The organism is Bradyrhizobium sp. 45 (assembly GCF_023073155.1).
GTDB classification, from domain to species: Bacteria; Pseudomonadota; Alphaproteobacteria; order Rhizobiales; family Xanthobacteraceae; genus Bradyrhizobium; species Bradyrhizobium canariense_D.
Window position 1 is genome coordinate 198,031 of sequence record NZ_JADPIX010000109.1, and the last position, 25,895, is coordinate 223,925.

21 protein-coding genes are annotated in these 25,895 nt (G+C 65.1%); 9 read left to right on the forward strand and 12 right to left on the reverse strand.

The annotated features are described in order from the left end of the window. The 7 genes from IVB42_RS18565 to IVB42_RS18595 form a co-directional block, all read right to left on the reverse strand. Window positions 1-1,650, reverse strand: coding sequence for a hypothetical protein (locus tag IVB42_RS18565; protein WP_247470750.1), 1,650 nt, complete (start codon window positions 1,648-1,650; stop codon window positions 1-3). Next, entirely contained in the window at window positions 1,640-2,422 is a 783-nt protein-coding gene (locus tag IVB42_RS18570) for a hypothetical protein (protein ID WP_247368225.1), read from the reverse strand. The genes IVB42_RS18565 and IVB42_RS18570 overlap by 11 nt, the downstream gene beginning before the upstream one ends. Window positions 2,423-2,492: 70 nt before the next feature. Continuing rightward, the gene (locus IVB42_RS18575; RefSeq protein ID WP_247406871.1) at window positions 2,493-4,895 is read right to left on the reverse strand and encodes a flagellar hook associated protein; all 2,403 of its coding nucleotides are present in this window, start codon (window positions 4,893-4,895) and stop codon (window positions 2,493-2,495) included. Window positions 4,896-4,916: 21 nt separating this feature from the next. Further along, on the reverse strand, window positions 4,917-6,800 hold the full coding sequence (flgK, locus tag IVB42_RS18580; protein WP_247368231.1) for a flagellar hook-associated protein FlgK: 1,884 nt from the start codon (window positions 6,798-6,800) through the stop codon (window positions 4,917-4,919). 35 nt (window positions 6,801-6,835) lie between these two features. After that, the gene (locus IVB42_RS18585) at window positions 6,836-9,091 is read right to left on the reverse strand and encodes a flagellar hook-basal body complex protein (protein WP_018459565.1); all 2,256 of its coding nucleotides are present in this window, start codon (window positions 9,089-9,091) and stop codon (window positions 6,836-6,838) included. Window positions 9,092-9,269: 178 nt separating this feature from the next. After that, the gene (gene msrB, locus IVB42_RS18590; protein WP_247368235.1) at window positions 9,270-9,782 is read right to left on the reverse strand and encodes a peptide-methionine (R)-S-oxide reductase MsrB; all 513 of its coding nucleotides are present in this window, start codon (window positions 9,780-9,782) and stop codon (window positions 9,270-9,272) included. 85 nt (window positions 9,783-9,867) lie between these two features. Next, a complete protein-coding gene (locus IVB42_RS18595; protein WP_247406869.1) occupies window positions 9,868-11,325 on the reverse strand; it encodes an FAD-binding oxidoreductase in 1,458 nt (485 codons plus the stop codon). 194 nt (window positions 11,326-11,519) lie between these two features. Here IVB42_RS18595 and IVB42_RS18600 point away from each other — a divergent pair, with 194 nt between their 5' ends. The 3 genes from IVB42_RS18600 to IVB42_RS18610 all read left to right on the forward strand — a co-directional run bounded on the left by IVB42_RS18600 (window position 11,520) and on the right by IVB42_RS18610 (window position 13,060). Continuing rightward, window positions 11,520-12,053, forward strand: coding sequence for a histidine phosphatase family protein (locus IVB42_RS18600; RefSeq protein WP_247470753.1), 534 nt, complete (start codon window positions 11,520-11,522; stop codon window positions 12,051-12,053). A gap of 104 nt (window positions 12,054-12,157) precedes the next feature. Then, a complete protein-coding gene (locus IVB42_RS18605; RefSeq protein ID WP_007602088.1) occupies window positions 12,158-12,583 on the forward strand; it encodes a universal stress protein in 426 nt (141 codons plus the stop codon). 15 nt (window positions 12,584-12,598) lie between these two features. Then, window positions 12,599-13,060 carry a hypothetical protein gene (locus tag IVB42_RS18610; RefSeq protein ID WP_085348849.1) on the forward strand — a complete coding sequence of 154 codons (462 nt, stop codon included), beginning with the start codon at window positions 12,599-12,601 and terminating at the stop codon, window positions 13,058-13,060. Window positions 13,061-13,972: 912 nt separating this feature from the next. On the opposite strand, the gene IVB42_RS18615 is transcribed toward IVB42_RS18610, so the two are convergent. After that, window positions 13,973-14,209 (reverse strand): DUF1127 domain-containing protein, encoded by a 237-nt coding sequence (locus IVB42_RS18615; protein WP_018457553.1) that lies wholly within the window; start codon window positions 14,207-14,209, stop codon window positions 13,973-13,975. A 184-nt stretch (window positions 14,210-14,393) separates the two neighbouring features. Between IVB42_RS18615 and IVB42_RS18620 the strand changes: the two genes are divergently transcribed. After that, window positions 14,394-15,737, forward strand: coding sequence for a PLP-dependent aminotransferase family protein (locus tag IVB42_RS18620; protein WP_247470755.1), 1,344 nt, complete (start codon window positions 14,394-14,396; stop codon window positions 15,735-15,737). Window positions 15,738-15,756: 19 nt separating this feature from the next. On the opposite strand, the gene IVB42_RS18625 is transcribed toward IVB42_RS18620, so the two are convergent. Then, window positions 15,757-16,356, reverse strand: coding sequence for a YdcF family protein (locus IVB42_RS18625; protein ID WP_018457551.1), 600 nt, complete (start codon window positions 16,354-16,356; stop codon window positions 15,757-15,759). A gap of 62 nt (window positions 16,357-16,418) precedes the next feature. Beyond that, window positions 16,419-17,006: a hypothetical protein gene (locus IVB42_RS18630; protein WP_247470757.1), complete on the reverse strand. Its 588-nt coding sequence runs from the start codon at window positions 17,004-17,006 to the stop codon at window positions 16,419-16,421. A 79-nt stretch (window positions 17,007-17,085) separates the two neighbouring features. Here IVB42_RS18630 and IVB42_RS18635 point away from each other — a divergent pair, with 79 nt between their 5' ends. After that, a complete protein-coding gene (locus IVB42_RS18635; protein ID WP_018457549.1) occupies window positions 17,086-17,520 on the forward strand; it encodes a hypothetical protein in 435 nt (144 codons plus the stop codon). Between the two features lie 14 nt (window positions 17,521-17,534). Here IVB42_RS18635 and IVB42_RS18640 read toward each other — a convergent pair whose 3' ends face one another. Continuing rightward, window positions 17,535-18,932: an MFS transporter gene (locus IVB42_RS18640; protein ID WP_247470759.1), complete on the reverse strand. Its 1,398-nt coding sequence runs from the start codon at window positions 18,930-18,932 to the stop codon at window positions 17,535-17,537. 154 nt (window positions 18,933-19,086) lie between these two features. Continuing rightward, window positions 19,087-19,593 carry a ferritin-like domain-containing protein gene (locus tag IVB42_RS18645; protein ID WP_007612365.1) on the reverse strand — a complete coding sequence of 169 codons (507 nt, stop codon included), beginning with the start codon at window positions 19,591-19,593 and terminating at the stop codon, window positions 19,087-19,089. A gap of 416 nt (window positions 19,594-20,009) precedes the next feature. Here IVB42_RS18645 and IVB42_RS18650 point away from each other — a divergent pair, with 416 nt between their 5' ends. The 4 genes from IVB42_RS18650 to IVB42_RS18665 all read left to right on the forward strand — a co-directional run bounded on the left by IVB42_RS18650 (window position 20,010) and on the right by IVB42_RS18665 (window position 25,868). Continuing rightward, entirely contained in the window at window positions 20,010-21,092 is a 1,083-nt protein-coding gene (locus IVB42_RS18650) for a YbhN family protein (protein ID WP_247297161.1), read from the forward strand. A 154-nt stretch (window positions 21,093-21,246) separates the two neighbouring features. Continuing rightward, window positions 21,247-23,199, forward strand: a complete 1,953-nt coding sequence (locus IVB42_RS18655) for a hypothetical protein (protein WP_247470761.1) — start codon at window positions 21,247-21,249, stop codon at window positions 23,197-23,199. Between the two features lie 299 nt (window positions 23,200-23,498). Then, window positions 23,499-24,839, forward strand: a complete 1,341-nt coding sequence (locus IVB42_RS18660; RefSeq protein WP_085383951.1) for an MFS transporter — start codon at window positions 23,499-23,501, stop codon at window positions 24,837-24,839. 123 nt (window positions 24,840-24,962) lie between these two features. Beyond that, window positions 24,963-25,868 (forward strand): LysR substrate-binding domain-containing protein, encoded by a 906-nt coding sequence (locus IVB42_RS18665; protein ID WP_007602059.1) that lies wholly within the window; start codon window positions 24,963-24,965, stop codon window positions 25,866-25,868. The last annotated feature ends 27 nt before the right edge of the window (window positions 25,869-25,895 follow it).

Sequence of the window (25,895 nt, forward strand, 5' to 3'; positions counted from 1 at the left end):
TCACACCTCGAACGCGAACTTTGCCGGCACGGCCGCAACCGCGCCACGATCAAGCAGCAGCTCGATCTTCACCAGCACATGGGCGATGCGATCAAGAACGTGCTGCACATTGCGCTGCGCCTGCATTGTATCCGGCGACCATGCCTCGGTCACCAATCGTGCGCCGACGCAGAGGCGCAACACGGCCTGAGGCGCACCGTCCTGCCGCTCCAGTCGGACCGGCTGGCCGACGAGACAGCGCTGGGCGGCCACTTGCCGGTCCGCCGCGCTGCCGCTGATCTCCTCGGCCATGTCGCACGCCAGCGCCCGATGCACGGCGCTGGTCTCGGCGAGCGAGACCGGCTTGCCGCCGCGCAGCAGCGTGAACGGAAAGATCGTGGCTTGCACGAATTCCTCATCGTCTGCGCTGGACTTGTCGATGGCGGTTGGAATGGCACGAAGCGACGGCGACAACGCGATCATGCTGTCGATGCCGGCTGCGAGCTCGGCCAGCATCCTGGCGCGGAAGGCCCCGGGCACGGCGTAGTAGCTGCCGATCTCGGCCAGCGCGGCTTCCCAGCGCAGCCATTGACCGAAATTCGGCCGGCGCTCAAAGCGCGAGCGCAGCATCGTCCACGCCACCGGCCAGTCGCAGCGACCGGCATAGTCGAAGATGCCAGGCGCGATCCGGCACATCCGGTCGATCGACCGCGACAGGCCTTTCGGCAACAGCAGCGCACCGCTGAAGGCCGGTCCGCCGAAAAATTTCGAGCCGGTGATCAGCACCATGTAACCACGGTCGAGATAGGCGCGCAGCCGCCGGCGACCGAGCCGCGCCTGACAGGCATCGACGACAATTTGAACCTTGCGCGGCCAGCGCCGCGCGATCTCGTCGAGACACGCCTCGCTTGGGGCACGCCAACCGAGTTTTGACGAATCCATGATCTGCAACAAAACGCGCCGGCCTTGCGCGAGGCTGGTCTCGACCGCATGCAGCACCGCGGCATCGGCATCGGTGCGCATCGCAATGCCGGCCGCCATGTCGATCAGCGGCACCGCAATGCTGTCGCCGGCGAGCCCCGTCACCGCGCCGTCCTTGCGCACGGCCATGCCGCCTGCCGTCATCGTGCTGAAATGGTGGCCGCGTGCGGTATGCGACGTCCCGCTTCCGGTCTGGTCGGCGCCGACCACGATCGTCACCGGCGCCGCGCCGAGCACCGCGCGCGTCACGAACAGGGCGTGAAGCTGGGAGTCCGTGCCGGACGGCGAGAACACGATTTCGATGCGCGACGAGAGCGCAAGGTGGCCGCGCAGCTCCTCGCGCATGTCCTCGCAGCGGGCGTCGAAGGCGATTTCGACCTCGTCGAATAGGCACTTGTGCATCAGCTCTTCGCGCGCCAGCGCGGCGCGGTCGTAGGCCATCTGCGAGATCGTCGACGCGGTCGCGGAGGCGAAATTCCAGAGCTCCGGCTCCGGGGAAGCCGCGCAGCCATAGGCGTTGACACGGTCGTTCCGATCGAGCGCCAGCCGCGGATCTCCGCCGGAGGCAAGCAGCGTATCCAGTGGCGTGAAGAGATCGCGCAGGCGATAGCGCGAGCCGCTGTCGGACGGGCGCTCGCCGGCTGACAGACGGGATGCGCCAGCGCTCATCCCGAAAGGCTCACGCTGCATCGGCCGCCGCCGCGGGCGCCGGTGCGAATTGCGAGGTGATGTCGCCGTGGAACACCGACGGTCCGACGTGATCGAGCGAGCTCTCGATGTCGGCCCAGATCTCGCCGCCGATGTCGGTCCAGCGCTTGCAGAAGGCGAAGTCCTCGGACAGATAGGTGCCGGTCGCCGGATCGATCATGCATTCGAACAAGGCAAACCGGTTCTGGCTCGCCGCCAGCGTGTCATGCGAATGCTCGCGGAAGAATTGCAAGGCGGCGTAGTCCGGATGGCGGCACATCGCCTCCAGCACGGAGCGCCGGATCATCAGGAAGCCGGTGCCGGCGTAGCGCACACGGGTGAATCCGTTCACCACCACGATGCGGTCGGGGTCCTCGATCTCGAGCACGTAGTCGAGCGATGCGGCCGGCACGTCGGTGCGGCCGGACTGGATCGCCCGCGCGGCCTTGTCCCAGTTGATCCGCTTGATCGGATAGCAGCCGGCGACGACGTCCGCGCCGCACTCGATCAGCCGGAACACCTGCTCCGGCTTGAAGCCGATGTCGGCATCGATGAACAGGAAATGCGTCGCTTCGGGATCGTCCAGGAACATCGCGGCCAGATTGGCCCGCGCGCGCGTGATCAGCGCATCGCCGTCGCGCAGCAGCACCTTGAGCTCGAGATTGGCCATGCCGTGCACGGCGCGCTGAAGCGCGAAGATCGAGCTCGCATAGATGCTCGTCACCTGCCCACCGAAACATGGCGTGGCCACCACCAGTTTCATCTTCTCCGACATCGTCAGCTCCGCCCCCTGCAATCCTCACCAAGAGGTAAAGAGGCATGGTTAACGGCGCCTTAACGCCCGCTTACAGGAACTTGACGAGCGAGAGCTGCGCGAGGTTCGAGGTCACCTGGTAGGACGCCTGGAGCGCATTCTGGAGCGACAGGATCTCGCTCGCGACCTGGTCCGGCGAGGCTGATTCCGCCTGGTCGATGATGGTCTGGAGCTGCGCCTTGGCCTGGGTCTGGCGCGTGCCTGCGTCCTTCATGGTGTTCTGGGCCATCGCGATGTCGGTCTGGATGTCCTCGATGCGCTGCTCGCCTGGCTGCTTCGTCAGGGCCTGTGTCACCCGCAGACTCAGCGCGGCGACCTGCCCGCCCGAATACTGCCCGGTCGGTGAGGTCGAGAACGTCCCGAACACGGCGACCGCCTGCAGCTCCTTGCGGATCGCGTCCTCGTTCGCCTGCGCGCCATACTGCACCGTGACGGAATCGTCGACCCGGGCCATCGCGGTGGAGCGCGGCGAGCCGGGGCCGTCATTGCCCAGGTACCATTGCACGGTGGTGGCCGAGCCGTTCACCAGCGTCATCGCCGAGCCGAGGGGCGACGAGCCGACGCGCAGCGGAGCCTTTGCCGCCGTGACCGGGGAGGTCGTGAAGCCGAGCGCCGCGAACGCCGTGCTGTTCGAGCTCGTGATGTTGAGGCTCCCGGGATCGTCCGTGTTGATCGTGATCACGCCGCCATGGATCGTCGACGGCTTCGTGGTGCCGGTGATCTGATCGATTTTGCCAAGCAGAGTTGTGATGTTGTCGGTGATGTTGATCTGGTTTGGGCCGCTGGCGCCCGAGGCGACAAAAGTCAGCGTCTGACCGTTCACCGTGATCGTATCGGGATTAACGGCAGGCGGACCCGCCGACCCCGCCTGGAACGCCGCTGAGAGGACTTCCGGGCCGCCCGTAGTCGCAATGCCGCTCAGCACAGTTGAACCGGTGATCTGAGGCGTCGACGCCACGCTGCCGCGCGTCACGCTGCTGAGACCGAGCGCCGTGGCCGCCGCGCCGCCGGTGACCGCCACGTCCGTGCCGGTGCCGGTCGCGATCTGGATATTGCCGCCGGCGCTCAGAGTTACGTTGGCGGCGGGGATGCCGGCGGCCGTCGCGATCGCATTCAAGATATCAGACACCTTCGCGGCGCTGCCCGAAGCCAGTCCGATAGTGGTATTGCCGCTGGCCGTTGTGGTGACGGTAGTGACGGTAGGGTCGAAGGTGATCGTGTGGGCGCCGCTCGCGCCGGTGATGGTCAGTGTGGTACCGGTCGGAGCGTTGGCGAGCGCGTTGAGAATGGTCCCGTTGAGATGGGGTGTCGACGACGAATCGAGCGACGTGGTCGTAGACGCAATCGCCAATGCGCTGTCCTGCAACGCGACCGAGCCCGTCCCGGTCGTCGAGGTATAGGAGCGCAGATTGCCGGTGGCCGCCACATTCGCGGTGGCGGATCCCGCCGTATTGAAGAAATTGTCACCGGCCGTGATAGCGGACGCCGCCACCAGTGAGGTGCCGGCGAGCTTCTTGATCGCGGTATTCAGCGCAGTGTTGAGGTTCGTCGCCGTGATGTTCGGGTCCGGAGGAACGACCGGAACGACATTGGGATTACCGGGGTCGATCGCAAAGCTGCCGACAGGTGTCGGCGTCGCCGTCGATGCCGTCAGGTCGATCTGCTCGGTCGAGCCATCGGGCAGCGTGAACTGGACGCTGAGCTTGTCGCCATTTTTCGGGTTGACGCCGTTGAGGTCGACCGAGAACGACACCGGCGAGCCGCTCGGGCCGGTGACCGTCGCGCCGGTCAGCGTCGAGGAGACTGCGGCGATCTTCAGGCCGAATGGCGATGCGGGCGCGTCCTCGGAGACCTTCACCGAGCTCGGCGTCGGCTGTGGCGTCGCCAGCACCAGCCGGCCCATGCCGTTGGCGCCGAGGTCGGCGGCCTGACGCTCCGCCATGACGGTCTTGAAGCCCGCCTGCGTCGTGGTGCCGTTGATGATGTCGCCGGCATTCGCGACCGACGGCGTGTTGAAGGCGGTTCCGGAGAACAGATAGCGGTTGCCAGACTGCGTGTTGAGAACGCCGACCATCGAGCCGAATTGCGCAGCCGCAGTGTTCTGCGCAACCGTCTGGCCGTTGACGTTGAGATCCTGCGCGGTGTTGGCCGAGCCCGTCTGCACCGTGTTGCGGATCGTGGTCAGCGACTGCAACGCGGTATTGGCGAGGTTGATGCTGACGTTGACGTTGGTCATCGTGTCGGTATAGGCGGCAATGTTGGAGAGCTGCGCGCGCCCGGCGATCGCAAAGCCCTCGTTGGTGCCCATCCCGGAATAGTTCTGCGACAGCTTGCCGGTCGAGAGCTGCGTCGACAGGTCGGTGAGCTGCCGGTTGATGTTGCGGATCTGCGAGCCGAGAACCGACGAGGAGTAGTTGATGCTGCTGATCGACATGTTTCAGAGCCCTGTTACTTGTTACACTTGAGCCTGGAGCAACGTATTCATCATGCTCTGCACCACCGACATGACATGGGCGTTGGCGGCATAGGCATTCTGGAGCTGGATCAGGTTCGACATCTCCGAGTCCAGGTTGACGCTGGCGGTCGAGTTGAACTTGGCCTGCAGCGTCGAGACCACGACGCTCTGGCCCTGCTGGAGCTGGGTCGCCTGGGTCGCGGCATTGCCCTGAACGCTCAGGAACTGCTGGAGGTAGTTCGAGACGCTGCCGGTGAAGGGCTGGCTCGCCGAGCCCAGACCGGATTGCGGCGAATAGGAGAACACCGCCGAGGTGAGCTGCGAATAGAGATAGTCCGAGCGCGTGGTGTCGCCGGTGGGCGTAACCGGCGAGGTATTGTAGACCGACAGCCTGGTCGGGTCGGTGGTGAGCTGCGTGTTCACGGCGATGCGTCCGGCAAGGCCGGTCATCTGCGAGCCCGATGCCGTGATCGCACCGGTGTAGAGCGCCTGCCCGCCATCGGTGAACAGCGGCAGTTGCGGATTGCCCGAGGTCAGCGACGAGATCGTCTTGGTGATCGAGGCCGAATTGACCTTGGCGAGGCCGCTGTTGTCGTCGGTAACCCGCAATGTGGTCGCCGTTGCCGGCGACGGGGCGGCGGCGAACGACAGATGCGAGCCGTTAAGCGCGGTGTTGAGCGCCGAGGCGATCGCGCCCATGCCGCCGGAGAAGTTCACCCCGATCTGCATCGGATTGGCGTTGGTGGGGTTCTGGAGCGGCAGCGCCGCCGGATCGGTCACGTTGACCAGCGTGACCTGCCGCTTGGTATTGGTGGTCGTGTCGGTGTAGGTGAAGTTGACGCTGTTGCCCGGCGCCGCCCCGGCAAGGTCGAGATCGAAGCCGGCCGGCGGGCCGGTGACCGGGCTGCCGGCCGTGGTCTTGTCCGACAACGCGCTCGACATCGTCGCGGCGAACTGGTCGATCTGGTTCTGCGCCTGCACCAGCGTCTGGTCGCGCAGCTTCAGATCGGCCGCGATCTGGCCCGAAGACACCACGTTGTTGGCGATGACGTCGACCGAGGATCCGTTCGGGAGCTTGATGTTGAACGCGCCGACGCCGGATTTGGCCGGATCGATGTTGTAGAGCGAAGTCGCCGACAGCGCGCCGGCGGACGCAAAGGTGAATTGCGACGCCAGCCCAGCGCCGACCAGCTGGATGCCGGTGGTGGTGTAGATGTTGGCCTGATTGGACCCGTCGGTGGTGACGTGGACGTCGACATATTTCGACAGGTTATTGATGGCCTGGTCGCGCTGGTCCATCAGTGTCGCAGCCGAGGGGTCGTGTTCCGACAGGCCCTGGAGCCGGGAGTTGATGTCGGCGACCTGCTGCATCGCCGCGTTGGCAGCTAGCGCCGAGGTGCTGAGATCCTGCTCGACGTTGGAGCGCAGCGACTGGATGCCCTTGGTGGTGAGGTTGAGCTGCTGCGCCAGCGTCTGCGCGGCGCCGAGCGCAACCGTTTGCGCCGACGACGAGCCCGCGTTGGTCGACAGCGCCTGCAGCGCCGTGGTGAAACTGTTCAGCGCGGTTTCGAGCGTACCGCTGTTGCCGGGCGTGCCATAGACATTCTGAAGCTGCTTCAGGATGTTCGCCATCTGGTCGGCGTAGCCGCTGCCGCCGGTCTCGGTGCGCAGCTGTTTCTGCACATAGGTGTCGAGTTCGCGGCTGACGCCGGTCGTCGTGACCGTCGAGCCGAAGTCGCCGGTGGTGACCTCGATCTGGTTCGGCGTCTGGACGACGTAACCCGGCGTCTGCGAGTTGGCGACGTTCGACGAAACGATCGAGAGCGCAGCCTGATTGGCACGCAGACCGCTCATCGCACTGGCGAGGGCTGAACTCAAACCCATGTTGACTTGCCGCCTCTGGTTACGTCACGCCCCAATCAGCGCAACACGTTCAAAAGATCCTGAACCATCGTATTCGCCGTCGTGATCACCTTGGTGTTGGCCGAATAGGCCTGTTGGGTCACGATCAGCTTGGTGAATTCGTCGGCGATGTCGGTGTTCGAGCCTTCCAGCGACGAGCCGCTGATCGAACCGGAAGCACCGTCGATGGCAGGGCCCGACTGTTCAGTCGCGGCGTAGGCGCCGCCGTCCTGCGCCTTCAGGTAGTTGGTGCCGTTGAAGTGCGACAACGAGACCTGTGCGAGGTCGAGGTTCTGACCGTTGGAGAAGGTCCCGACCACGAGGCCGTTGTTGTTGACGGCGACCGATCGAAGCTGACCGGCGGCGTAGCCGTTCTGGGTGATGGTGTTGATGGTGACCGCGCCGCTGGTGCTGGCATATTGGGTCAGTCCGCCCGAGGAGATGTTGAAGGAGACCGAGCCCAGCGACTGGCCGCTGACGCTGACATTGTTGATGGTGATGCCCGAGCCGCTCGGCGAAGTGAGCGAGCCGTCGGCGGCAAAGGTGAAGGCCTGGCCGGTATTGACCCAACCGACGGTCGTGCCCGTCGCATTCGGGTCAGTCTGGTAAAACATGTTCCAGGTATCGGCATGGCCCGCGCCGAGCGAGGCGCTGTCGGTCTTGGCCCAGCGCAATTGCAGGTTCACCGGCGTGCCGGCCGCGTTGTAAGCGGTCACCGCGCCACCGCTGATCGATTCCTTGGTGAAGGTGGCGATGTCGTTGCCGATCACGCCGCCGGTGCCGGCAACGCCACCACCGTCACGATTCTTGATGATGGTCGAGGTGAAGCCGAGCGCGGCGAAGGCGGCGCTGTTGGAGCTCGCCACCGAAAGGTTGGAAGCTGTGCCGGTGTTCAGCGTGATCACGCCCCCACTGCTGACTGACGACCCCGTTGCACCGGAGAGAGTGTCGATCTTACCGAGCAGCATCGTGATGTTGTCGGTGACGTTGATTTGGTTCGGGCCTGACGCGCCGGAGGCCATGAAGGTCAGCGACTGACCATTGACGGTGATGACGTCGCCGGCGGAGAAGCCCGATGTGAGCACCTCGGCGCCGCCGGCCGCCGCCGCGCCGCTCAGCACCGTGGCGCCCGAGATCGCGGGCGATGACAGCACGTTGCCGCCGCGCGTCACGCTGCTGATGCCAAGCGCCGTGGCCACCTGGCCGCTACCAACCGGTACGTCGGTGGTGGTGCCGCTGGAGATCACGATGTTGCCGCTGGGGCTGAGCGATGCGGTGACGCCGGGGCCGCCGGCCAACTGGATAGCGGAGATGATGCTGGCCACCGTTGTGTTAGTACCCGAGCCGAGACCAATCGCCGTGCCGCCAAGACCGTCGGGAGTGCTGGTCAAGCTATTATCGAAAACAATATTGTGACCGTTGACGACCAGCGTCTGGCCGCTCAGCTGAGCGAGAATGCTGGAGGCGAGATGCGTACCCAGGGAGTTGTCGAGCGAGGTGGTGCTCGATGCCACCGCCGCAGAGTTATTCTGGAGCGCCGTTGTGCCGGTCGCAGTGGTCGACGAGTATGGCGAGCGGACATTGCCGGTCGCGGCAGCGCCGGACGTTGTGGCGTTTGCATAAGGCGGAGGCGGCGTGCCGACCGGCAGCGGGTTGGCCGCGAAGTCCGACGGGTTCAGTCCGCCGGCCGCCAGCAGCGTCTTGGTTGCCGCCGTCGTGCTCGCCACGGTGTTCGGCTGGGTCGGCAGGTTGGCCGCGTACTGGATCGATGTGGTCGCCTGCGCCGGGATGAAGTTGTTCTGGAATTTCAGGACCGTCGCAACGTTGCCTTGCGGGTTGCCGGTCTTCGGGTCGACCGTGACGCCCATCAGGTAATAGCCGGCGCCGTTGACCAGATTGCCGTTGGCATTGAGCTGGAAGTCGCCGCGCCGTGTGTAATAGGTGACCCCGCTGAACACCGGCGCATTGTCGACGACGCCCGTGGCCTTCTGGATCGAGAAGAAGCCATCACCGGTGATCGCCATGTTGGTGGCGACGCTGGAGCCCGAGATTGTGCCCTGCGTGGTGATGGTGGCCTTGGCGTTGGCGGTCACGCCGCCCGCGACCTGCTTGCTCGGGACCGAGGAGTCGGGAATGAGATCGACGAAGCTGGTGCCGATGCCCTTGTAAGCGGTGGTGGAAGAATTCGCGATGTTGCCGGAAATGTTCTGCAGCGCGTAGGACTGCGCCTGCAGGCCACCCACCGAGGTGTTCATTGCATCGAAGATACCCATAACTTTGTCTCCAGATCCGATCTCGGCGGCCGGTCGACCATGGCCGCAGTCGGAGGAGACTGTCGCAAGGGCTATGCCAATGCGGGTTTTCTCATGAAATCAATGGCTTAACGAAAAAGCCCCGGTCTGATGACCGGGGCACAATTGCCGGGACCGGCAACAATTGCCGGGACGAAACCTAGGTTGCGGACGCCGCCGCGGGATGGAAGACCAGCCCGAAACCGTCGATGCAGTAGCGCAATCCGGTCGGCTTGGGACCGTCGTCGAAGACGTGGCCGAGGTGGCCGCCGCAGCGCCGGCAATGCACCTCGGTGCGGAGCATGCCGTAGGTCCGGTCCTCGGTCTTGCCGACATTGCCCTCGATCGGCTGGTAGAAGCTCGGCCAGCCCGTGCCGCTCTCGAATTTGGTGTCGGAGGCGAACAGCGGCAGGTCGCAGCCGGCGCAGGCGAAGACGCCCTTGCGGTGCTCCTTGAGCAGCGGGCTGGAGCCCGGCCGCTCGGTACCCTCCTTGCGAAGGATCTCATATTGCTGCGGCGTGAGCTGGGCACGCCATTCGGCGTCGGTCTTCTCGATCTCGAATTTTTGCGCGGCTTTCTCTCCAGCCTCAGCCGGCGATGCTCTGAGCCAGCGAAAGGCCGCAAAGCCGAACAGGCCGGCGACGGTCGTCAACAGGATGCGGCGGTCAAACATCTCATTCTCCATGCGGGAGCGTCTACGCCCTGAGATACGGACTCTAACCGTCGACGTTACACTTCCGGGCGGGGATTTTCTCACCTTATCGCGAGGCGCTGTCCTCCTGCGGGACTGGTTCCACGGCTTCCGCCACAGGCTTCGACGGTGGGGCCGGCCGGGGCCGAACCCCGGGCTGCGGACGGCGCGGACCGGTCCCGGCGGCCCGGTTGGCTTCGGCCAGCCGCGCCTCGCGTTCCCGGTCCTTGACCCTGGCACGCTCGCGATAGCGGGCAAGCGAGCCTGCGGCGGCGGAACTCGCCCTGCCCCAGATTCCGACCAGTTGCCCGGCAACCCGCCCGGTCGTTCCCCCCGCCCAGACCAGCTCGAACGGCGAGAACAGCTTCCAGCGCTCGTCGCCCCCCAGGATGCTGCGGGCCATCATCTGCCCGGCCATGGCCGAGGTGTTCATGCCTTGGCGGCCGAAGCCGCTTGCGACCCAGAGGCCTTTGCGCAACTGGCCGATCTGCGGCATGCCATGCACGGTCTGCCCGGTGACGCCGCCGAACATCTCGGTGATCTCGACATTGCCGAATTGAGGAAAGATCGACCGGATCCGCCGCCTGACGCTGCCTGCAAAGCGCTGCGGCCGTGCGGCCCAAGTGGTCTCCGGACTTTCCCACATCAGCCGGTCGCCATCGACGATCCGGAAATGGTCGACGCCGTCGGAATCCATCACCGATCCCTTGAAGCCGATGATCTCGTGCACGCGCTCGCCGAGCGGCGCGGTGATGCCGGCATAGCGCCAGACCGGCAGCAGCGTTTCCGACAGGCGCCGCAACGGCGCGCCGAGATGGATGTTGCCGGCGAGCACGATATGGGTGGCGCGCAGCCGCGCCGAGGGCGTGACGATGCGCTTGCGGATGCCGGAATGATCGATGCTGACGACCGGCGTGTCCTCGAAGATGCGGGCGCCTGCGCGCCGCGCCAGCGCCGAGAGGCCGTGCACATATTTGCGCCCGTCGACCTGGAACGCCTTCGGATAATACACGCCGTGGAAGTAGCGATCGGTCTTGAGTGCCGCGCGGACGCGATCGACCTGCCAGCCCTCGGCCTCGGTGTCGAAATCCTCGTTCAGCATCTGCAACCGGCTGATCAGCCGGTCGCCGGCATCGACGTTGGAGACCTCGAGCACGCCGTCGGTCCGGCCGATCCCGGGCATGTTCTCTTCGGTGGCGTTGGCCCGGACGAACTCGGCGCCCTCTTTCGACAGCGTCCACAATTCCCGCGCATCCTCGAAGCCGATGCGCTCGATCAGCTCGGCGAGCGGCAGCGCGAAGCCCGGCATCACGGTGCCGAGTTGATTGCCGGAAGCGTTCCAGCCGATGTGGCGGCCCTCGAGCACCGCGACGCTGGCCCCCAGCCGGGCCGCCTCGAGCGCAATGGAGAGCCCTGCAAGCCCCGCCCCGATCACGCAGATGTCGGCGTCGAGATCAAACGACAGTCGCGCGCGTTCACGAAAGCCGGCTTCTTCCTGGGACACGCTTGTGAAAGTCTCGCTCATGTCGTTTCTTAGAGCATGATCCGGAAAAGTGTGCAGCGGTTTTCCGAAAAGATCATGCTCAAAACAATAATTTAAAGCGCGATGGGGATTGTCCTAATCTCATCGCGCTTTAGAGGACTGTGCAGGCCCTTGTCACCTTGCCCTCAACCGGCACCTGTAGATTATTCTGGAACGCGTAACGATTCGAGAGTGCCATGCGCCGTTTGATGCTGCTGCGTCACGCCAAGACCGAGACTGACGCGCCGAGCGGCCGTGACCAGGACCGCCGGCTCGACGACCGCGGCCACAAGGATGCCGCCGAGATCGGCGACTGGATGGCCGCCCATCCCCCCTTTCCCGAGGCCGTACTGGTATCGCATGCCGTCCGGGCGCGGCAGACCTGGGACATTGCCTGGGAGACCATGAAGGACCGCGTCGCCGCGCCGCAGGTCGAGGTCCTGCCGGAACTCTACGCCGCCGATCCCGCCCAGATCCTGGAATCCATTCGCACTGCAACCATTCCGGCTGATCCGAGACAATTGCTGCTGGTCGGCCACAATCCGGGCATGCACGAGATCGCCCTGATGCTGACGGGCGGCGGCGATCCGGCCGCCGCCAAGGCGCTCGCCGACAACCTGCCCACGTCGGGGCTTGCGATCTTCGATTTTGACGTCAAGGATTGGGGTGACGTGGCTTACCGCCGCGGCAAGCTGGTGCTGTTCGTCAGTCCAAGGCTACTTCGAAGCTAAGGCTACTTCGAAGTTAAGGCTGCTTCGAAGCTAAGGCTGCTTCGATCGGGTTGATCGCGCGACGTGCCGGCAAGACGTCCTGACTGGAAGATTTGGAGGCGCAGATGTTCAAGTCCATCCTCGTGCCCATCGACCTCGCCGACACCGACCTCGCCAAGCCGGCGATCGCGACCGCGGCAACGCTGTCGCAGACCTGGAGCGGCGTGGTGCGCTTGCTCAACGTGCTGCCGATGACGCCGGTGATGCTGGCCGAATACGTGCCGGCCGATTTCGACGAGCAGCAGCGCCAGACCTCGGAAGAAGCCCTCGCCATCGTGGCACGCGAGTCCGGCATCGAGCCTTCCCGCATCTCCAGCGTGGTGCGCCAGGGCGGCATCTATCACGAGATCCTGGAGGAAGCCGTTCACATGAAGGCCGAGCTGATCGTGATGACCTCGCACCGGCCGGCGATGCGCACCTACTTTCTCGGCTCCAATGCCGGGCACGTCGTGCGCTACGCAAAATGCTCCGTGCTGGTGGTCAGGCACTGAGCTCGGAGCAATGTCGTGAAGCAATGGTGGCGGAGATGGACGTACGAGATCCCGCTCGCGATCGGCGATGCTTTGTGGGAGGTGCTGGTCGTGCAACTGGCCGCACTGCTGGACAGGCTGACGGTGCGGAAGGTGATCGCCTTCATCCCCGTCGTGATCCTCGTACTGGCTTACTACCACAGGATCCCAATCCCGCCGGAATTGATGCTGGTCGGCGACTTCCTCGCCTATATCGACATCTTCTCGGTGCTGATCCTGCTCGGCGCGCTTAGCCGCGTCACGACGATGCTGTTCGTCCTTAAACAGGCCGCCGCACGTATCGCCAAGTTCGCGGGCAACGTCGCTGCACATTTGCCGCGTCGGGATGTCCGGCATCGGCGCCAACGCGGCGCAGCGACACGACCTCACCGCAAGCCCGAGCGCTCTGAAGACGATCGAGCTCTCGGCGGTGTTTGGGACCAGGCCGCTTTCGCCTGAGCCATATACAAGCTCGTAGCCCGGATGAGCGAAGCGATACCCGCGACGACTCGTATCACGATTCCCGGATATCGCTTCGCTCATCCGGGCTACGAGCCCTTGCATTGCCCGTCGGGCAAAACACCCAAGCTGTCGGTCAACGCCCGCCGCTGAAAATATTCCACTTTACCGAAATTCGGAAACGACGTATGTGTCGCCGCAACCCGGCCCAAGGAAGAGGGGCGTATCGCGATCGTCACGAACGCGGGCCGGACAGCGGCGGACGCTGGGCCACACCGGCGCGAATGGTTTCGCAGGGCGGGCAACCGTGAGCGAAGGCGTCGCGCACACGACCGGTGCTGACAGCGTACGGCAAAACCGTGTCGTCCTGACGCCCGGGGTCTGTGCGTCAAGTCTTGTGGTGATGTGGCGGCCCGACCGGGTTCGCGCATCAGCCATCCATGAGGCGACGGGGGCAATAGTGCATCGCTCCCCGGGGAGAGCACGGCATAAGCCGTAAAACCGCTGCGCAGGGAAGGCCGGACGTTTGGGCTTCACCTGTATGCCGCTGTGCAGATTTTTTACTGCAACTTCGCACAGTGGACCGCGGGTGCCAGCCGGCGCCCGGTCTTCCCTGCGCCCTCTTTCATTCGAGGGTGAGGCGATCAAGCAAAGCTCGGGCGAACAAGCCGCGAGAGGGCGAAGGTGTGTCTGCAATGAAAGCGCGAGCTAAAGGAGCGACAGTGCTACCCACAAACGCCGTCATTGCGAGCGCAGCGAAGCAATCCAGGGTCTTTCCGCGGTGGGATTCTGGATTGCTTCGCTGCGCTCGCAATGACGATGTCGAAGCAGGTATGCCAGAAGCTCCAGTCTCGTCGGCTCTGCGCAGCAGCGTCAGAACGCTGCTGCGCGTCCGGGACAAGAGCGAAGCGCTTACAAATACCGCGTCAGCTCTGCTTTGGCCTGACCGTAGACCGCGTCCTCGATCTGGCTGCGCGTGATGCCGATGTCGCGCAAGGCGCGGTCATCGAGGTCGTTCAGCGTCTTGACGGCGGAGCGTTGCTCCAGACTGTCGAACAGCGCATAGGCGCCGTTGGCCAGCTTGCGGAAAAATCCGTTTGACGAGGATGAGCGTAAACTCCGCCCGGCGTTCTGCGAGATCGTGGTCATTGTCCTTCTCCGGCCTGTTGTCCACGCGGCGAAGCGGATGCCGTTGGCGCAAGCGCCTGAACGCATGCACCTCATTTGCCGTCGGATTGCTCTCGCTCTCCTCGGCTCAATCGTGAAGCTTGATGGAACTTAAATGCTCCAGTACACTACTCGGAGCAAGTGAAACATTGCTCTCGGTGCAATAATGTCCAAGTTCGAGTACGTGAAGCTTGCCGATGCCATTGCCTCGGATATCTCTAACGGTACGTTAAGGCCCGGCGACCGGCTGCCGCCGCAGCGCAATTTTGCCTATGACCGCGGCATCGCGGTCTCGACCGCGAGCCGGGTTTATACGGAGTTGCTCCGCCGCGGCCTCGTCGTCGGCGAGGTCGGCCGTGGCACCTTCATCTCCGGCGACATCAGGCGCGAGGTCGAGGCGCTGAGCGAGCCGCGCGACGCGCGGATCGATTTCGAGGTCAATTACCCGCTGCTGCCGCAGCAATGGGCAATGATCGCCAAAAGCCTTGCGGGCCTCGAGCGTGTCGACGCGCTCGAATCCGCATTGCGCGTCTCCACCAGCACCGGCACCAAGAGCGCGCGCAATGCAGCCGCCGCCTATCTCGCGCGCAAGGATTTTGCGCCGCAGGCCGAACAGATCGTCTTCACCGCCAACGGCAAGCAGTCGCTCGCGGCCGCCCTCGCAGCCCTCGTTCCCACCGGCGGTCGCTGCGGCGTCGAGGCGCTGACCTATCCTTACGTCAAGAGCATCGCCGCGCGGCTCGGCGTGACGCTGGTCCCGATACCGATCGACGAATTTGGCGCGCGCCCCGACGCCATCCAGAAGGCGCATCGCGAGGCGCATCTGTCGGCATTGTATCTCCAGCCCATCATCCAGAACCCGCTCGGCGTCACCATGAACGCCACGCGGCGCGCCGACATCATGCGCGTCGCCGAGAAGCTCGATCTCACCATCATCGAGGACGCCGTCTACGGCTTCCTGGCCGATGACACGCCGCTGGCCGCGCTCGGCCCCGACCGCTGCATCGTGATCGACAGCCTGTCCAAGAAGGTCGCCCCTGGCCTCGCGCTCGGCATCCTGGTCGCGCCGCCGCGATTGCGCGAGAACGTGATGAGCGCGGTCCGCACCGGCGGCTGGATCGCGTCCGGTCATGCGCTGGCATCCGGACAGCGACTGATGGCAGACGGCACCGTCGCCGAGCTGACGCGGTTGAAACGCATCGACGCCGCGCGCCGCCAGCAGACCGCGGCAAGGCTGCTCGCCGGCTACCAGCTCGCCGCGGATCCGCGCTCCTATCATCTCTGGCTCACGCTGCCGGCGCACTGGCGCTCGCAGACCTTCGTCGCCGCGGCAGCCCGGCGCGGCATCGCGCTGACACCGTCCTCGACCTTCGCGATCGCCCATGGCCACGCACCGAACGCAGTGCGGCTCGCGCTCGCCCCGCCTTCGTTCGAGCAGCTCGATTCCGGCCTGCGCACGATCGCATCGCTGCTCGGCACCAAGGAAGAGGATTTCGACTCGACGGAGTAATGCGGCGCTTGCCCCAAGCTCAGGCCTCCGGCCATTCCGCGATGAAGCCCCTCGCCTTGTAAGGCTCGATCTTGTCCCATTCGTGCAGCATGCGGCGGCGAAATTCGGGATCGGTGTGCCAGAGCGCGCGCGGCGTCGCAAAGCTGTCGACTGTGAGCAGCATTTTCTCGACCTCCGGCCAGTGCCGGTGCAGCGTCATCGGATAACGCCGCGCGGTCCAGGTGTTGCCGAGGCAGATCACGCTGCGGACATTGTGCAGCCCGAGCGCCGCGTCAATGATCGGCAGCGAGAGGATCACGTTCTCGCCGGTGTTTTGGGCACGATGTTCCTCGAGAATTCGGTCAGCCGGAATGCCCGCCGCGACCATCGCCGCCTTGATGATCGTGCACTCGGATTGCTCCGAGCCCGCCGTCACGCCGCCGCTGACAATCGACCAGCGGAACAAACCCTCGTGCCACAGCCGGGCTGCTGTGTCGGCCCGCAGCGTGACGTCCTCGCGGGTGCCGAACATGAACAACAGGTCGGCCGGCCGAAGTCGCGTATCGATCAGGTGCGCGCAGTTGATCCTGGCGATCTCATCCGCCGAAGGCCTCCGCGTGCTGCGATCCAGGGTTGACATGGCAGCACGATGCGACACTGCCGCAACGGCGCGAAGTCACGTTTGATTGCGGCCCGTTGCACCTAGGGCAGCAAGGCGCTCGGCACGCGATCGAAGCTGTAGCTCCGCGGCTGGTTACGCCGCACGAAGCCGCCGATCTGCCACGCGAACAGCGCGGCAAAACCGATGATGAACAGCGCGCCGGCGAATTCGCCGATCGCAAGCGCCCGGATCAGGAGCCCCGTCATCGCCACTGCAAGCACCGCAAGAAAAGCCAGCATTGTCGCGTAGGTCCTGCGGCCAAGGCCCGCGGTCAACTCGGCGTGGCTGCCGGCCTGCGCCATGCGCGCATGCAACCCGACGATGAAATTGCGAAAGCCATTGTCCTGCGGCGCCATCAGGGCCGCGGTCTGCCAGCTCGTCGAGAGGATTGCGATACGGCCGCCACCGATGTGGCTGACATCGGCGCGAAAGCGGTGCTGCTGCATCGAGACGGGGCGGAACGACAGCCGGATCGCACTGATCTCGTCATAACGCCACAGCGAGGTGCGGCCGGCGATGTGCCAGGACAGCCCCTCCTCGGTCAGTTCGAAGCGATGCGCCGAGCCGATCAGCGACGCCTTGTAGGCATAGCTCGCACCCGCAGCCGGCTCAACTCCCGAATCCCGCATCTTCACAATCGATCCTATCCGGGCAATCCAGTCTGCGACCCGCTTGCGTGAGCGCCCTGCCCCATCCTACAAGCGAGACATGGCTGAGACGATTTTTTTTCCGCGCCGCCTGATTCTCGGCGCCGCCGTGATCTCCGGCGTGCTGCTCGCGCTCGCCGTGCACATGCTGGGCGCGCGCTACGGGCTCGATCTCGGCGGCCTCTGGCACTCGGACTCGCACGAGTTCATACCGGCGGGCGCGGCGATCGCCTGGTGGCTGATCGCCTCCGTCGGCTTCTCCGGCGGCTATTTCACGGCGACGTTGATGCAGAGCGCCGTCTCGGGCCAGATCCCGCAACGGATGCGGCAATTCCTCATCGCGGTCGGCGTGCTGCTGCTTGCGGGGGCTGGCCAGGTGGCCTCGGCGCCGAGCCCGGTCCCGACGGTCTCAGGCGTGCTGGCCGGGATTGCCGCGCTGGGCCTCGGTGCCGTGATGGCGTTCTGCGGCGCGCATTTCGCACTGCGCCGCGGCTAATTCCTCCGCACAATTCATCCGCGCGACGGCGCGCCGATCACGGCGGCGGCGAGCACGAGGACGGCGGCCGATACCACCAGCGATGCGTGCAGGCCGGTCATGAACGTGCCTTCCGAGGCCACCAGCGAACCGAACAGCGCAACGCCGAGCACGCTGCCTGTCTGCCGCGTCGCGTTCAGGACGCCCGCCGCGATGCCGGAGCGTGCCTTCTCGACGCTGCCCAGCAAGGTCGAGGTCAGCGGCGGCACCAGCAGCCCAAGCCCGCTGCTGATCGCGATCATCTGCGCAAAGATCGCCCAATAGCTTGTGCCGGCCTCGATCCACAGCAGGCCGAGACAGCCGAGCGCCGAGACGCAGGCGCCGACGACGATGGTCGGGCACGACCCGATGCGCTCGGCGAGACGCGGCGCCAGCAGATTGACCGGCAGCACCACCGCCATCATCGGCACGAAGGCGAGACCGGTCCACCACGCCGACAGGCCGTTGATCCTCTGGAAGTAAAGGCTGAGCACGAAGATCAGCCCGTAAATCGCGACGTTCACGAGCAGGCCGACGAGCGCGGTCAGGCTGAACAGCCGGTGATCGAACAGGGACAGGGGCAGCATCGGCTGCCTCGCGCGGCTCTCGCGCCAGACGAACAGCACCGCCAGGAAAGCGGCTGAAGCGAACGCCGCGAGCACAGCCGGATGCTGCCAGCCAAGCGCGCCCCCCTCGATGATCGCGCCGGCGAGCGCCCCCAGCGCACCAATTGCCGCGAGCTGGCCGGGCAGATCGATCTCGCGTGAGGGCGCGCGCGTGGTCTCGGTCGCATAGCGCCAACTCAGCCAAAGGCCGATGAGGCCGATCGGAAGGTTGACGAGAAAGATCGCGCGCCAGCCGACCAGCGTGATCAGCGCGCCGCCGACGAAGGGGCCCGCGGTGAGCGCGAGGCTCGCACCGGCGGCCCAGATCGCGACGGCGCGGCCGCGCTCGCGGTCGTCCGGATAGGCATGATTGAGCAGGGCAAGGGAATTCGGCACCAGGATCGCCGCCGCCAGGCCCTGGACCAGGCGCGCCCCAATCAGCACGGTTGCATTGGGCGACAACGCACAGGCGAGCGATGCGGCGGTGAAGATTGCGAAACCCGCCATGAAGACGCGCTTGGCGCCGATGCGGTCGCCGAGCGCGCCCGCCGTCAGGATGAAGGCGGCAAACGCAATGGTGTAGGCGCTGACAACCCATTGCAGCTCGGCGACGCCGCCGCCGAGCGTCCTGCCCATCGCGTCGAGCGCGGTGTTGACGATGGTGACGTCAAGCTGCACCACGCCATAACCAAGGCTCATCGCGGCAAGGGTGAGGGACGTCGCAAGGCGGGAGCCGGAATGCGGCGCGCCGGCTTCGAAGGCTTCGTATCTGGCGGTGCTTACTCGCATGCTGCCATCTCGGTTGCAGCCCCATGCGAACGATACGCTTCCAGCCCCTCGTCATGTTACGACAAGGATCGAATGATGGATGCGGGACGGATGCCTCATGTTCGAGCGTCGCGCGGATGACCGCGCGACGCTCTCTCCTGGCTATGCCTTGCCCTCAGCTGGCCGCGCGCAGATTCACCTTGCTCTCGGCGATCGTGGTCAGCTTCTTGTCGGTCGCCTTCTCTTCTTCCAACGTCTTGGCGAGCACGCTGGCGCAGTCGTTGCGGCCGAGTTGCTTGGCCCAGGCGATCAGGCTGCCGTAGCGGACGATCTCGTAGTGTTCCGCCGCCTGTGCCGCGTTGATCAGCGCGGCGTCGAGCACCGCCTTGTCGGCGACTTCGCCGGCGGTCTCGTCGGCTTCCTCGATGATGCCGTCGATCGCGGGGCAATCGACCGCCTTCACCTGCGCACCGTGCATCTTGAACACTTCCTCGAGGCGCTTGACGTGCTCTCTGGTTTCTTCGAGGTGCGTCAAAAAGCCCTGCTTCAGCTGCGGATCGGTCGCCTTATCCGCCATTTTAGGCAGAGCCTTGGTGAGCTGCTGCTCGGCGTAATAGATGTCCTGGAGCTGATGCACGAACAGGTCGTTCATGGTCTTGATGTCTTTTGTGAACAATCCCATCGGTCCGATCCTCTCGGGTTGTGGGAACACGGAGGCACCGGCTCGCAGGAGAAGCCGGTTATTCCGCCATGTTCGATTGCTGATGGGGCACTAACCAGCGCACGGCATCGTCGTTCCAAAAAAGCCCGCATCCCTTGCGCTGGAACAATGCCGGCCATGCAGGGTCTGAGACTATGTCACGGACGGACGCGACCGGTGCCACGACTCATATGCTTAACGCGCGTCCGATGTGAACCGCGTATGACAAAGTAGCTGGTCCAAGGCAGAACCTATCCTTGTCAAGGGCTGCACAAGTCACTGTTTTTGCCTTAAATGAGCTACATCATGCCTAGCGATCCAAGCCCACATCGGGCACTGATCGCATCCGACCGGCCAATGTCTGGCCTGGTCGGTCTTGCCCCCCGCCGGGAGGATGAATGCACGGACTGCTGACCGCGCTCAAGCGCGGCTTCAAGAGATGGATCGGCTGGCGGCGACTCGGCGTTGCGGCGAGCGTCTTCATCATCGCGTTCGCGATCACCACGCTGGTACGGACGCTCAAGGGCATCGACACCGGGGTCATCCTGACCGCGTTGACCGAGATCCCCCGCGGCAATATCGGGCTGGCGGCGATCTGCGTATGCTTCGCGTTCTGTACGCTGACCTTCTACGACTTTTTTGCACTGCGAACGATCGGCAAGAGGCACGTGCCTTATCGCATCGCAGCGCTCTCCAGCTTCACGTCCTATTCGATCGGCCACAATATCGGCGCCACCGTCTTCACCGGCGGCGCGATCCGCTTCCGGATCTATTCGGATTACGGGCTGAATGCGATCGACGTCGCAAAAATCTGCTTCCTGTCGGGCCTGACCTTCTGGCTCGGTAACATCTTCGTGCTCTCGATCGGCATGGCCATCCATCCGGATGCCGCCTCCTACATGGATCAGCTGCCGTCGTCGATCAACCGGCTGATTGCGATCGGCGGCCTCGCCTCGATCGGCGCCTATCTGGTCTGGCTGTGCATGGGCGAGAAGCGCCGCGAGCTCGGCCAGAAAGGCTGGAAGGTGGTGCTGCCCTCAGCGCCGCTGACGTTGGTGCAGATCCTGATCGGCGTCGTCGATCTCGGATTCTGCGCGCTGGCGATGTACCTTCTGGTGCCGGCCACTCCGCAGATCGACTTCCTGTCGCTCTCCGTGGTGTTCATTTTGGCGACTTTGCTCGGCTTCGCCAGCCATGCTCCCGGCTCGCTCGGCGTGTTCGACGCCGCCATGCTGGTGGCGCTGCCCGAATTCGGCCGCGAGCAGCTTCTGGCCACGCTCCTCGTCTTCCGCATCCTCTATTTCGTGATCCCGTTCGGTCTTGCCATCTCCATCATGGGCGCACGCGAGCTCTGGATGAATGTGGTGGAGCCCTGGCAGGAGCGCCGACGGCTGGCGGAGGCCTGCGCGCAGGCCAACCTGCCCAAGCAGGTGGCAGCGATGGAGCGCGAGCGGTCGCTGCGGCAGGCCAGCAAACGCTGAGCGTGATCCGGAAAAGTGCGAAGTGGTTTTCCGAAAAGATCATGCTCCCACGATAGTCCGCTAGACGCCGGCCGGCAAAACCGTCAGACCAATGTTGCAGGCGGAGACTAGCTCTCTTATTTCCGCCTCAACTTTGCCGTTGAAGACGCGGGCCATGATCCCTTTCTTCCATCGCCGTTTCCTCGCCGGTGCCCTGCTGCTCGCCGGGCTCCTCACCGCCTTCCCGCCGGAGCGGGCGGCCGCGCAGGACGCGGGCGCCATGCAGATCAGCTGGGAGGTGCGCAACCGCTTCCGGCTGTTCCGCGAGGAGCGCGACTTCCTGCTCCATGTCGAGAACGCGCGTAACCGCAGCATCCTCGCCGCCGAGCAATCGCTGGAGCTCCAGAGCGAGGGCCGCGGCTGGGCCCGCAACATGGTCAACCGGCTCTGCATCGACCTCCAGGGCCGGGTCAACCAGCCCTGCACCCGCGACAACACCAAGGAAAACTACCTCACCCCCATCGACCATCCCGTCACCGTGCGCCTCGCCGGCGCGGTGCCGGTCGGCGCCACCTGCGCCTGGTCGTTCGACGACGGCGACGGGCCGCAGCAATCCACCTTCGACTGCGCCGAGCCGATCAATCTGCGGGTCCGCTACGGCAAACAGACGGTTGCGAGCGTCGATGTCTCCTCCGGCTCCGATCCGACCCAGCGGGTCCAAACCGAGATCCAGGTCCGCGACATCTTCGTCGCTGGCCTCGGAGACAGCATCGCCTCGGGCGAAGGCAATCCGGACCGGCCGCTGGCGCTGTCGGACGAAGGTTTTTGCTTCCGCTCCTATCTCGGCACCGCCGGCGCGCAGTATTACCGGCCGAGCCGAGCCGGCTTCAAGGGCGGCCGCGCCTGCGAAGCGCCGGATACGCTTGCCAACTGGCAGCGCTACAGCGCCCTCTGGTTCAACTCGCCTTGCCACCGATCGCTCTACAGCTACCAGGCCCGCACCGCGCTGGCGCTTGCGGTACGCTACACCCACGTCGCGGTGACCTTTCTGCCGCTCGCCTGCACTGGCGCCGGCATCAGCGACGGGCTGCTCGGCTCGCAGCGTGCCCGTGAATGCCCGCCCGGCAAGACCGGCGTCTGCAACATCAGCGTGAACGCGCAGGTCGCCGAGCTGCGCGAGGCGCTGACCGCCGCCAGGAAACGCCAGCCCGAGCGCACGCTCGACCTCGTGCTGCTCTCGGTCGGCGCCAACGACGTCTATTTCTCCGGCCTCGTTGCCGACGTGATCGTCGAGACCGCAACCGAGCGCGCGATATTCCGCCGCTCCGGCGTGATGGCGAGCGTCGATGATTCCCGCGATGCGCTGGCGCGCGAACTGCCGCAGAATTTCGTCAAGCTGCGCGAGGCGCTGAAGCCGCTGGTCGGCGGCGACCTCTCGCATGTGGTCTACGTCTCCTATGCCAACCCGGCGCTCGCCGATGGCGGCGTGCCCTGCCGCGGCGGCCGCGCCGGCTTCGACATTCATCCGTCCTTCAACGCCGACCCGCAGCGCCTTGCCCGCGTCTCGACCTTCGTCGACACCGAATTCCTGCCGCAACTCAAGGGGCTCGCCACCTGCACCCGTGGCGCGCTGTGCCGCGATCCCGAGGCCGACCGCATGACCTTCGTGGATTCGCATCAGGCGGCGTTCGCCGATCACGGCTTCTGCGCGCATTCGGGCAACGATCCCGAATTCGACCGCACCTGCTTTGCCGAGAACGGCCAGAGCTTCAATCCTGATATCGTGAGTGCGGCGAGCCAGCCGATGCTGTGCGGCCGCGGCGCCTCCGAATTCCGCGCCTATTTGCCGCGCGCGCGGTGGATCCGGGACGCCAACGACAGCTATTTCGCCGCGATGACCTATCCGCAAGGCCTGCCGGCGGCGAGCCAGCCGACCGACATTCATGACGCGACCTGGGGCGTGCTCTCCGCCGTCTACGGCGGCGCCGTGCATCCGAGCGCCGAAGGCCACGCCGCGATGGCGGACGCGGCACTGCCGGCGGCAAGCGCCGTGCTGGGTCTGGATGCGGCACCGCCGGGCGTGACACGCGGGCTGCTCGCGCCGCTGCTGCCGGCCGCGCGGCAGTAGACGCGCGCAGCCTCTAACCGCACACTGTCATCGCCCGCGCAGGCGGGCGATCCAGTACTCCGTGACAGACGTGATTGAATCGAGACGTCGCGGCGTACTGGATTCCCCGCCTTCGCGGGGAATGACAACGGCGCGCGTGGTGCGATCGGGTTCGCCGTCACCTCGATCGTTCCTCCCACCTGCCGTTCCATCAATCCAAAAGCAGCATCGATCGATACTGCCTTGAACTTGGACACTTTGCCGCGCGCACCTCTAGGAGTCGCAGTGGGGAAACGTTTCGAGTTCTAAGGAGGCGCGCAATGAGCGCAGTGATGTCCGCAGCGGATGTGAGAAGGTCTCGCGTCAGGCTGTTCATCGTGACCATGTTGTTCCTGGTCACGACCGTCAATTATGCCGACCGCGCCACGTTGTCGATCGCGGGCCCCGCGCTCTCCAAGGAGCTGCACCTCGATCCCGTCGCGATGGGCTACATCTTCTCGGCGTTCGGATGGTCCTATGTGATCGCGCAAGTGCCGGGCGGCTGGCTGCTCGACCGCTACGGCTCCCGCCTCGTCTATGCCTTCAGCATCATCGTCTGGTCGCTGTTCACGACGATGCAGGGCTGGGTCGGCTTCTTCAGCGCCGGCACCGCGATCACCGTGCTGTTCGGCCTGCGCTTCCTTGTCGGCATCGCCGAAGCGCCCTCGTTCCCCGCCAATGCTCGCATCGTCGCGGCCTGGTTTCCGAGCAACGAGCGAGGGACCGCGTCCGCGTTCTTTAATTCCGGGCAGTATTTCGCAACAGTGATCTTCGCGCCGCTGATGGGCTGGATCGCGCACGACTACGGCTGGCGCTATGTGTTCTTCGTGATGGGCGCGCTCGGAATCGTCATGGGCCTGGTCTGGATCAAGACCGTCTACGGGCCGAAAGAGCACCCCGGCGTCAACGAGGCCGAATTCGATTACATCAAGGCAGGTGGTGCGCTGGTCGACCTCGACGCTCCCAAGGAAGAGCGCGCGCCCGAGCCCGGCTCCGGATGGGACCATATCCGCCAGCTGCTTTCCAACCGCATGATGCTCGGCGTCTATCTCGGCCAGTACTGCATCAACACGCTGACTTATTTCTTCCTGACCTGGTTCCCGGTCTACCTCGTCAAGGAGCGCGGCCTGTCGATCCTGCAAGCCGGCTTCGTCGCGACGCTGCCGGCGCTGTGCGGCTTCATCGGCGGCGTGCTCGGCGGCGTCATCTCCGACGCGATCCTGCGCAAGACCGGCTCGTTGACGATGGCGCGCAAGATCCCGATCGTCGGCGGCATGCTGCTGTCGATGTCGATCATCGCCTGCAACTATGTCGACGGCCAGGCGCTGGTGGTCGGCTTCATGGCGCTCGCCTTCTTCGGCAAGGGCATCGGCGCGCTCGGCTGGGCTGTCGTCTCCGACACCTCGCCGAAGGAAGCCGGCGGCGTCTCGGGCGGCCTGTTCAACACCTTCGGCAATCTCTCCTCGATCAGCACTCCGATCGTGATCGGCTACATCCTGGCCGCGACCGGCTCCTTCAACGGTGCGCTGATATTCGTCGGCGCCAATGCGCTGGTGGCCGCATTCGCCTATCTCGTGGTCGTCGGCAAGATCGAGCGCGTGGTGCTCAAACGTTCCTCCTGAGGGCTCCCCATGGGGGCTTGACCAGGCAACTTAACGGCGGCTTCACGGCCGCCGTCTTTGTTTTGGGAGTAATCGATGCTAGAAGCGCCGGGGAAACGCCTTATCCATCTAAGGCATGTATCGATGTTCGACCTCAACCAGCTCCGCTGTTTCGTCACGGTGGCGGAGGAATTGCATTTCGGCCGCGCCGCCGCGCGGCTGAACATGACCCAGCCGCCGCTGTCCCGGCAGATCCAGGTGCTCGAGCACATCATCGATGCGCCGCTGCTGGAGCGTACCAGCCGCTCGGTGCGCCTGACGCCTGCCGGGCGCAGCTTCCTGCCGGAAGCGCGGCGCATCCTGAAGCTTGCGGAAAGCGCCTCGCAGGTCGCCCGCCGTATCGCGCTCGGAAAGTCCGGCTCGCTGAAGATCGGCTTCACCGCGGCCGCAGCCTACGGCTTCCTCCCGGAGCTCGTCGCCGCCTGCCGCGCCAAGCTGCCCGAGGTGGACTTCTCGCTGAAGGAGATGGTGTCGGGCGACCAGTTCGAGGCGTTGACCTCGGGCCAGATCGATGCCGGCCTGCTCAGGCCGCCGATCGCGCGCCCCGAAATCGCCAGCCGCCGCGTCGTCGCCGAGCCCCTGCTCGCCGCAATCCCGAAAAAGCATCCGCTGGCGAATGCCGAGAGCGTCACGATCAAGGATTTCGACAACCAGCCCTTCGTGATGTATTCGCCCTATGAGAGCCGCTACTTTCATGACGTGCTGGTGGCGCTGTTCACCCGCGCCGACATTCTGCCGCGCTATGTGCAGCACCTCAGCCAGATCCACTCCATCCTCGCCATGGTCCGCGCCGGCCTCGGCCTCGCCATCGTGCCGGCGGCGGCGGCGAGCCTGAAGATCGCGGACGTCCGCCTGCGGCCGCTGAAGCTGCGCACCCGCGTCCCGGTCGAGTTGTTCATGGTCTGGCGCCGCGACGATGAGAATCCGCTGCTCTCGGCGCTCGTCAAAATCGCGAGCGAATTGTCCTCGGCGGAGGTGATGGAAGATTGATGCTGATTTCGCATTGGTCGATATAGG

Bases quoted from the DNA above. Each gene is read 5' to 3' on its own strand.
- IVB42_RS18625 (WP_018457551.1), bottom strand. From the start codon at position 16,356: ATGTCAACCCTGGATCGCAGCACGCGGAGGCCTTCGGCGGATGAGATC.
- flgK (WP_247368231.1), bottom strand. From the start codon at position 6,800: ATGGGTTTGAGTTCAGCCCTCGCCAGTGCGATGAGCGGTCTGCGTGCC.
- IVB42_RS18595 (WP_247406869.1), bottom strand. From the start codon at position 11,325: ATGAGCGAGACTTTCACAAGCGTGTCCCAGGAAGAAGCCGGCTTTCGT.
- IVB42_RS18650 (WP_247297161.1), top strand. From the start codon at position 20,010: ATGCACGGACTGCTGACCGCGCTCAAGCGCGGCTTCAAGAGATGGATC.
- IVB42_RS18645 (WP_007612365.1), bottom strand. From the start codon at position 19,593: ATGGGATTGTTCACAAAAGACATCAAGACCATGAACGACCTGTTCGTG.
- IVB42_RS18660 (WP_085383951.1), top strand. From the start codon at position 23,499: ATGAGCGCAGTGATGTCCGCAGCGGATGTGAGAAGGTCTCGCGTCAGG.
- msrB (WP_247368235.1), bottom strand. From the start codon at position 9,782: ATGTTTGACCGCCGCATCCTGTTGACGACCGTCGCCGGCCTGTTCGGC.
- IVB42_RS18665 (WP_007602059.1), top strand. From the start codon at position 24,963: ATGTTCGACCTCAACCAGCTCCGCTGTTTCGTCACGGTGGCGGAGGAA.
- IVB42_RS18570 (WP_247368225.1), bottom strand. From the start codon at position 2,422: ATGTCGGAGAAGATGAAACTGGTGGTGGCCACGCCATGTTTCGGTGGG.
- IVB42_RS18615 (WP_018457553.1), bottom strand. From the start codon at position 14,209: ATGACCACGATCTCGCAGAACGCCGGGCGGAGTTTACGCTCATCCTCG.
- IVB42_RS18565 (WP_247470750.1), bottom strand. From the start codon at position 1,650: ATGCAGCGTGAGCCTTTCGGGATGAGCGCTGGCGCATCCCGTCTGTCA.
- IVB42_RS18605 (WP_007602088.1), top strand. From the start codon at position 12,158: ATGTTCAAGTCCATCCTCGTGCCCATCGACCTCGCCGACACCGACCTC.
- IVB42_RS18630 (WP_247470757.1), bottom strand. From the start codon at position 17,006: ATGCGGGATTCGGGAGTTGAGCCGGCTGCGGGTGCGAGCTATGCCTAC.
- IVB42_RS18620 (WP_247470755.1), top strand. From the start codon at position 14,394: ATGTCCAAGTTCGAGTACGTGAAGCTTGCCGATGCCATTGCCTCGGAT.
- IVB42_RS18585 (WP_018459565.1), bottom strand. From the start codon at position 9,091: ATGGGTATCTTCGATGCAATGAACACCTCGGTGGGTGGCCTGCAGGCG.
- IVB42_RS18655 (WP_247470761.1), top strand. From the start codon at position 21,247: ATGATCCCTTTCTTCCATCGCCGTTTCCTCGCCGGTGCCCTGCTGCTC.
- IVB42_RS18635 (WP_018457549.1), top strand. From the start codon at position 17,086: ATGGCTGAGACGATTTTTTTTCCGCGCCGCCTGATTCTCGGCGCCGCC.
- IVB42_RS18600 (WP_247470753.1), top strand. From the start codon at position 11,520: ATGCGCCGTTTGATGCTGCTGCGTCACGCCAAGACCGAGACTGACGCG.
- IVB42_RS18640 (WP_247470759.1), bottom strand. From the start codon at position 18,932: ATGCGAGTAAGCACCGCCAGATACGAAGCCTTCGAAGCCGGCGCGCCG.
- IVB42_RS18575 (WP_247406871.1), bottom strand. From the start codon at position 4,895: ATGTCGATCAGCAGCATCAACTACTCCTCGTCGGTTCTCGGCTCGCAG.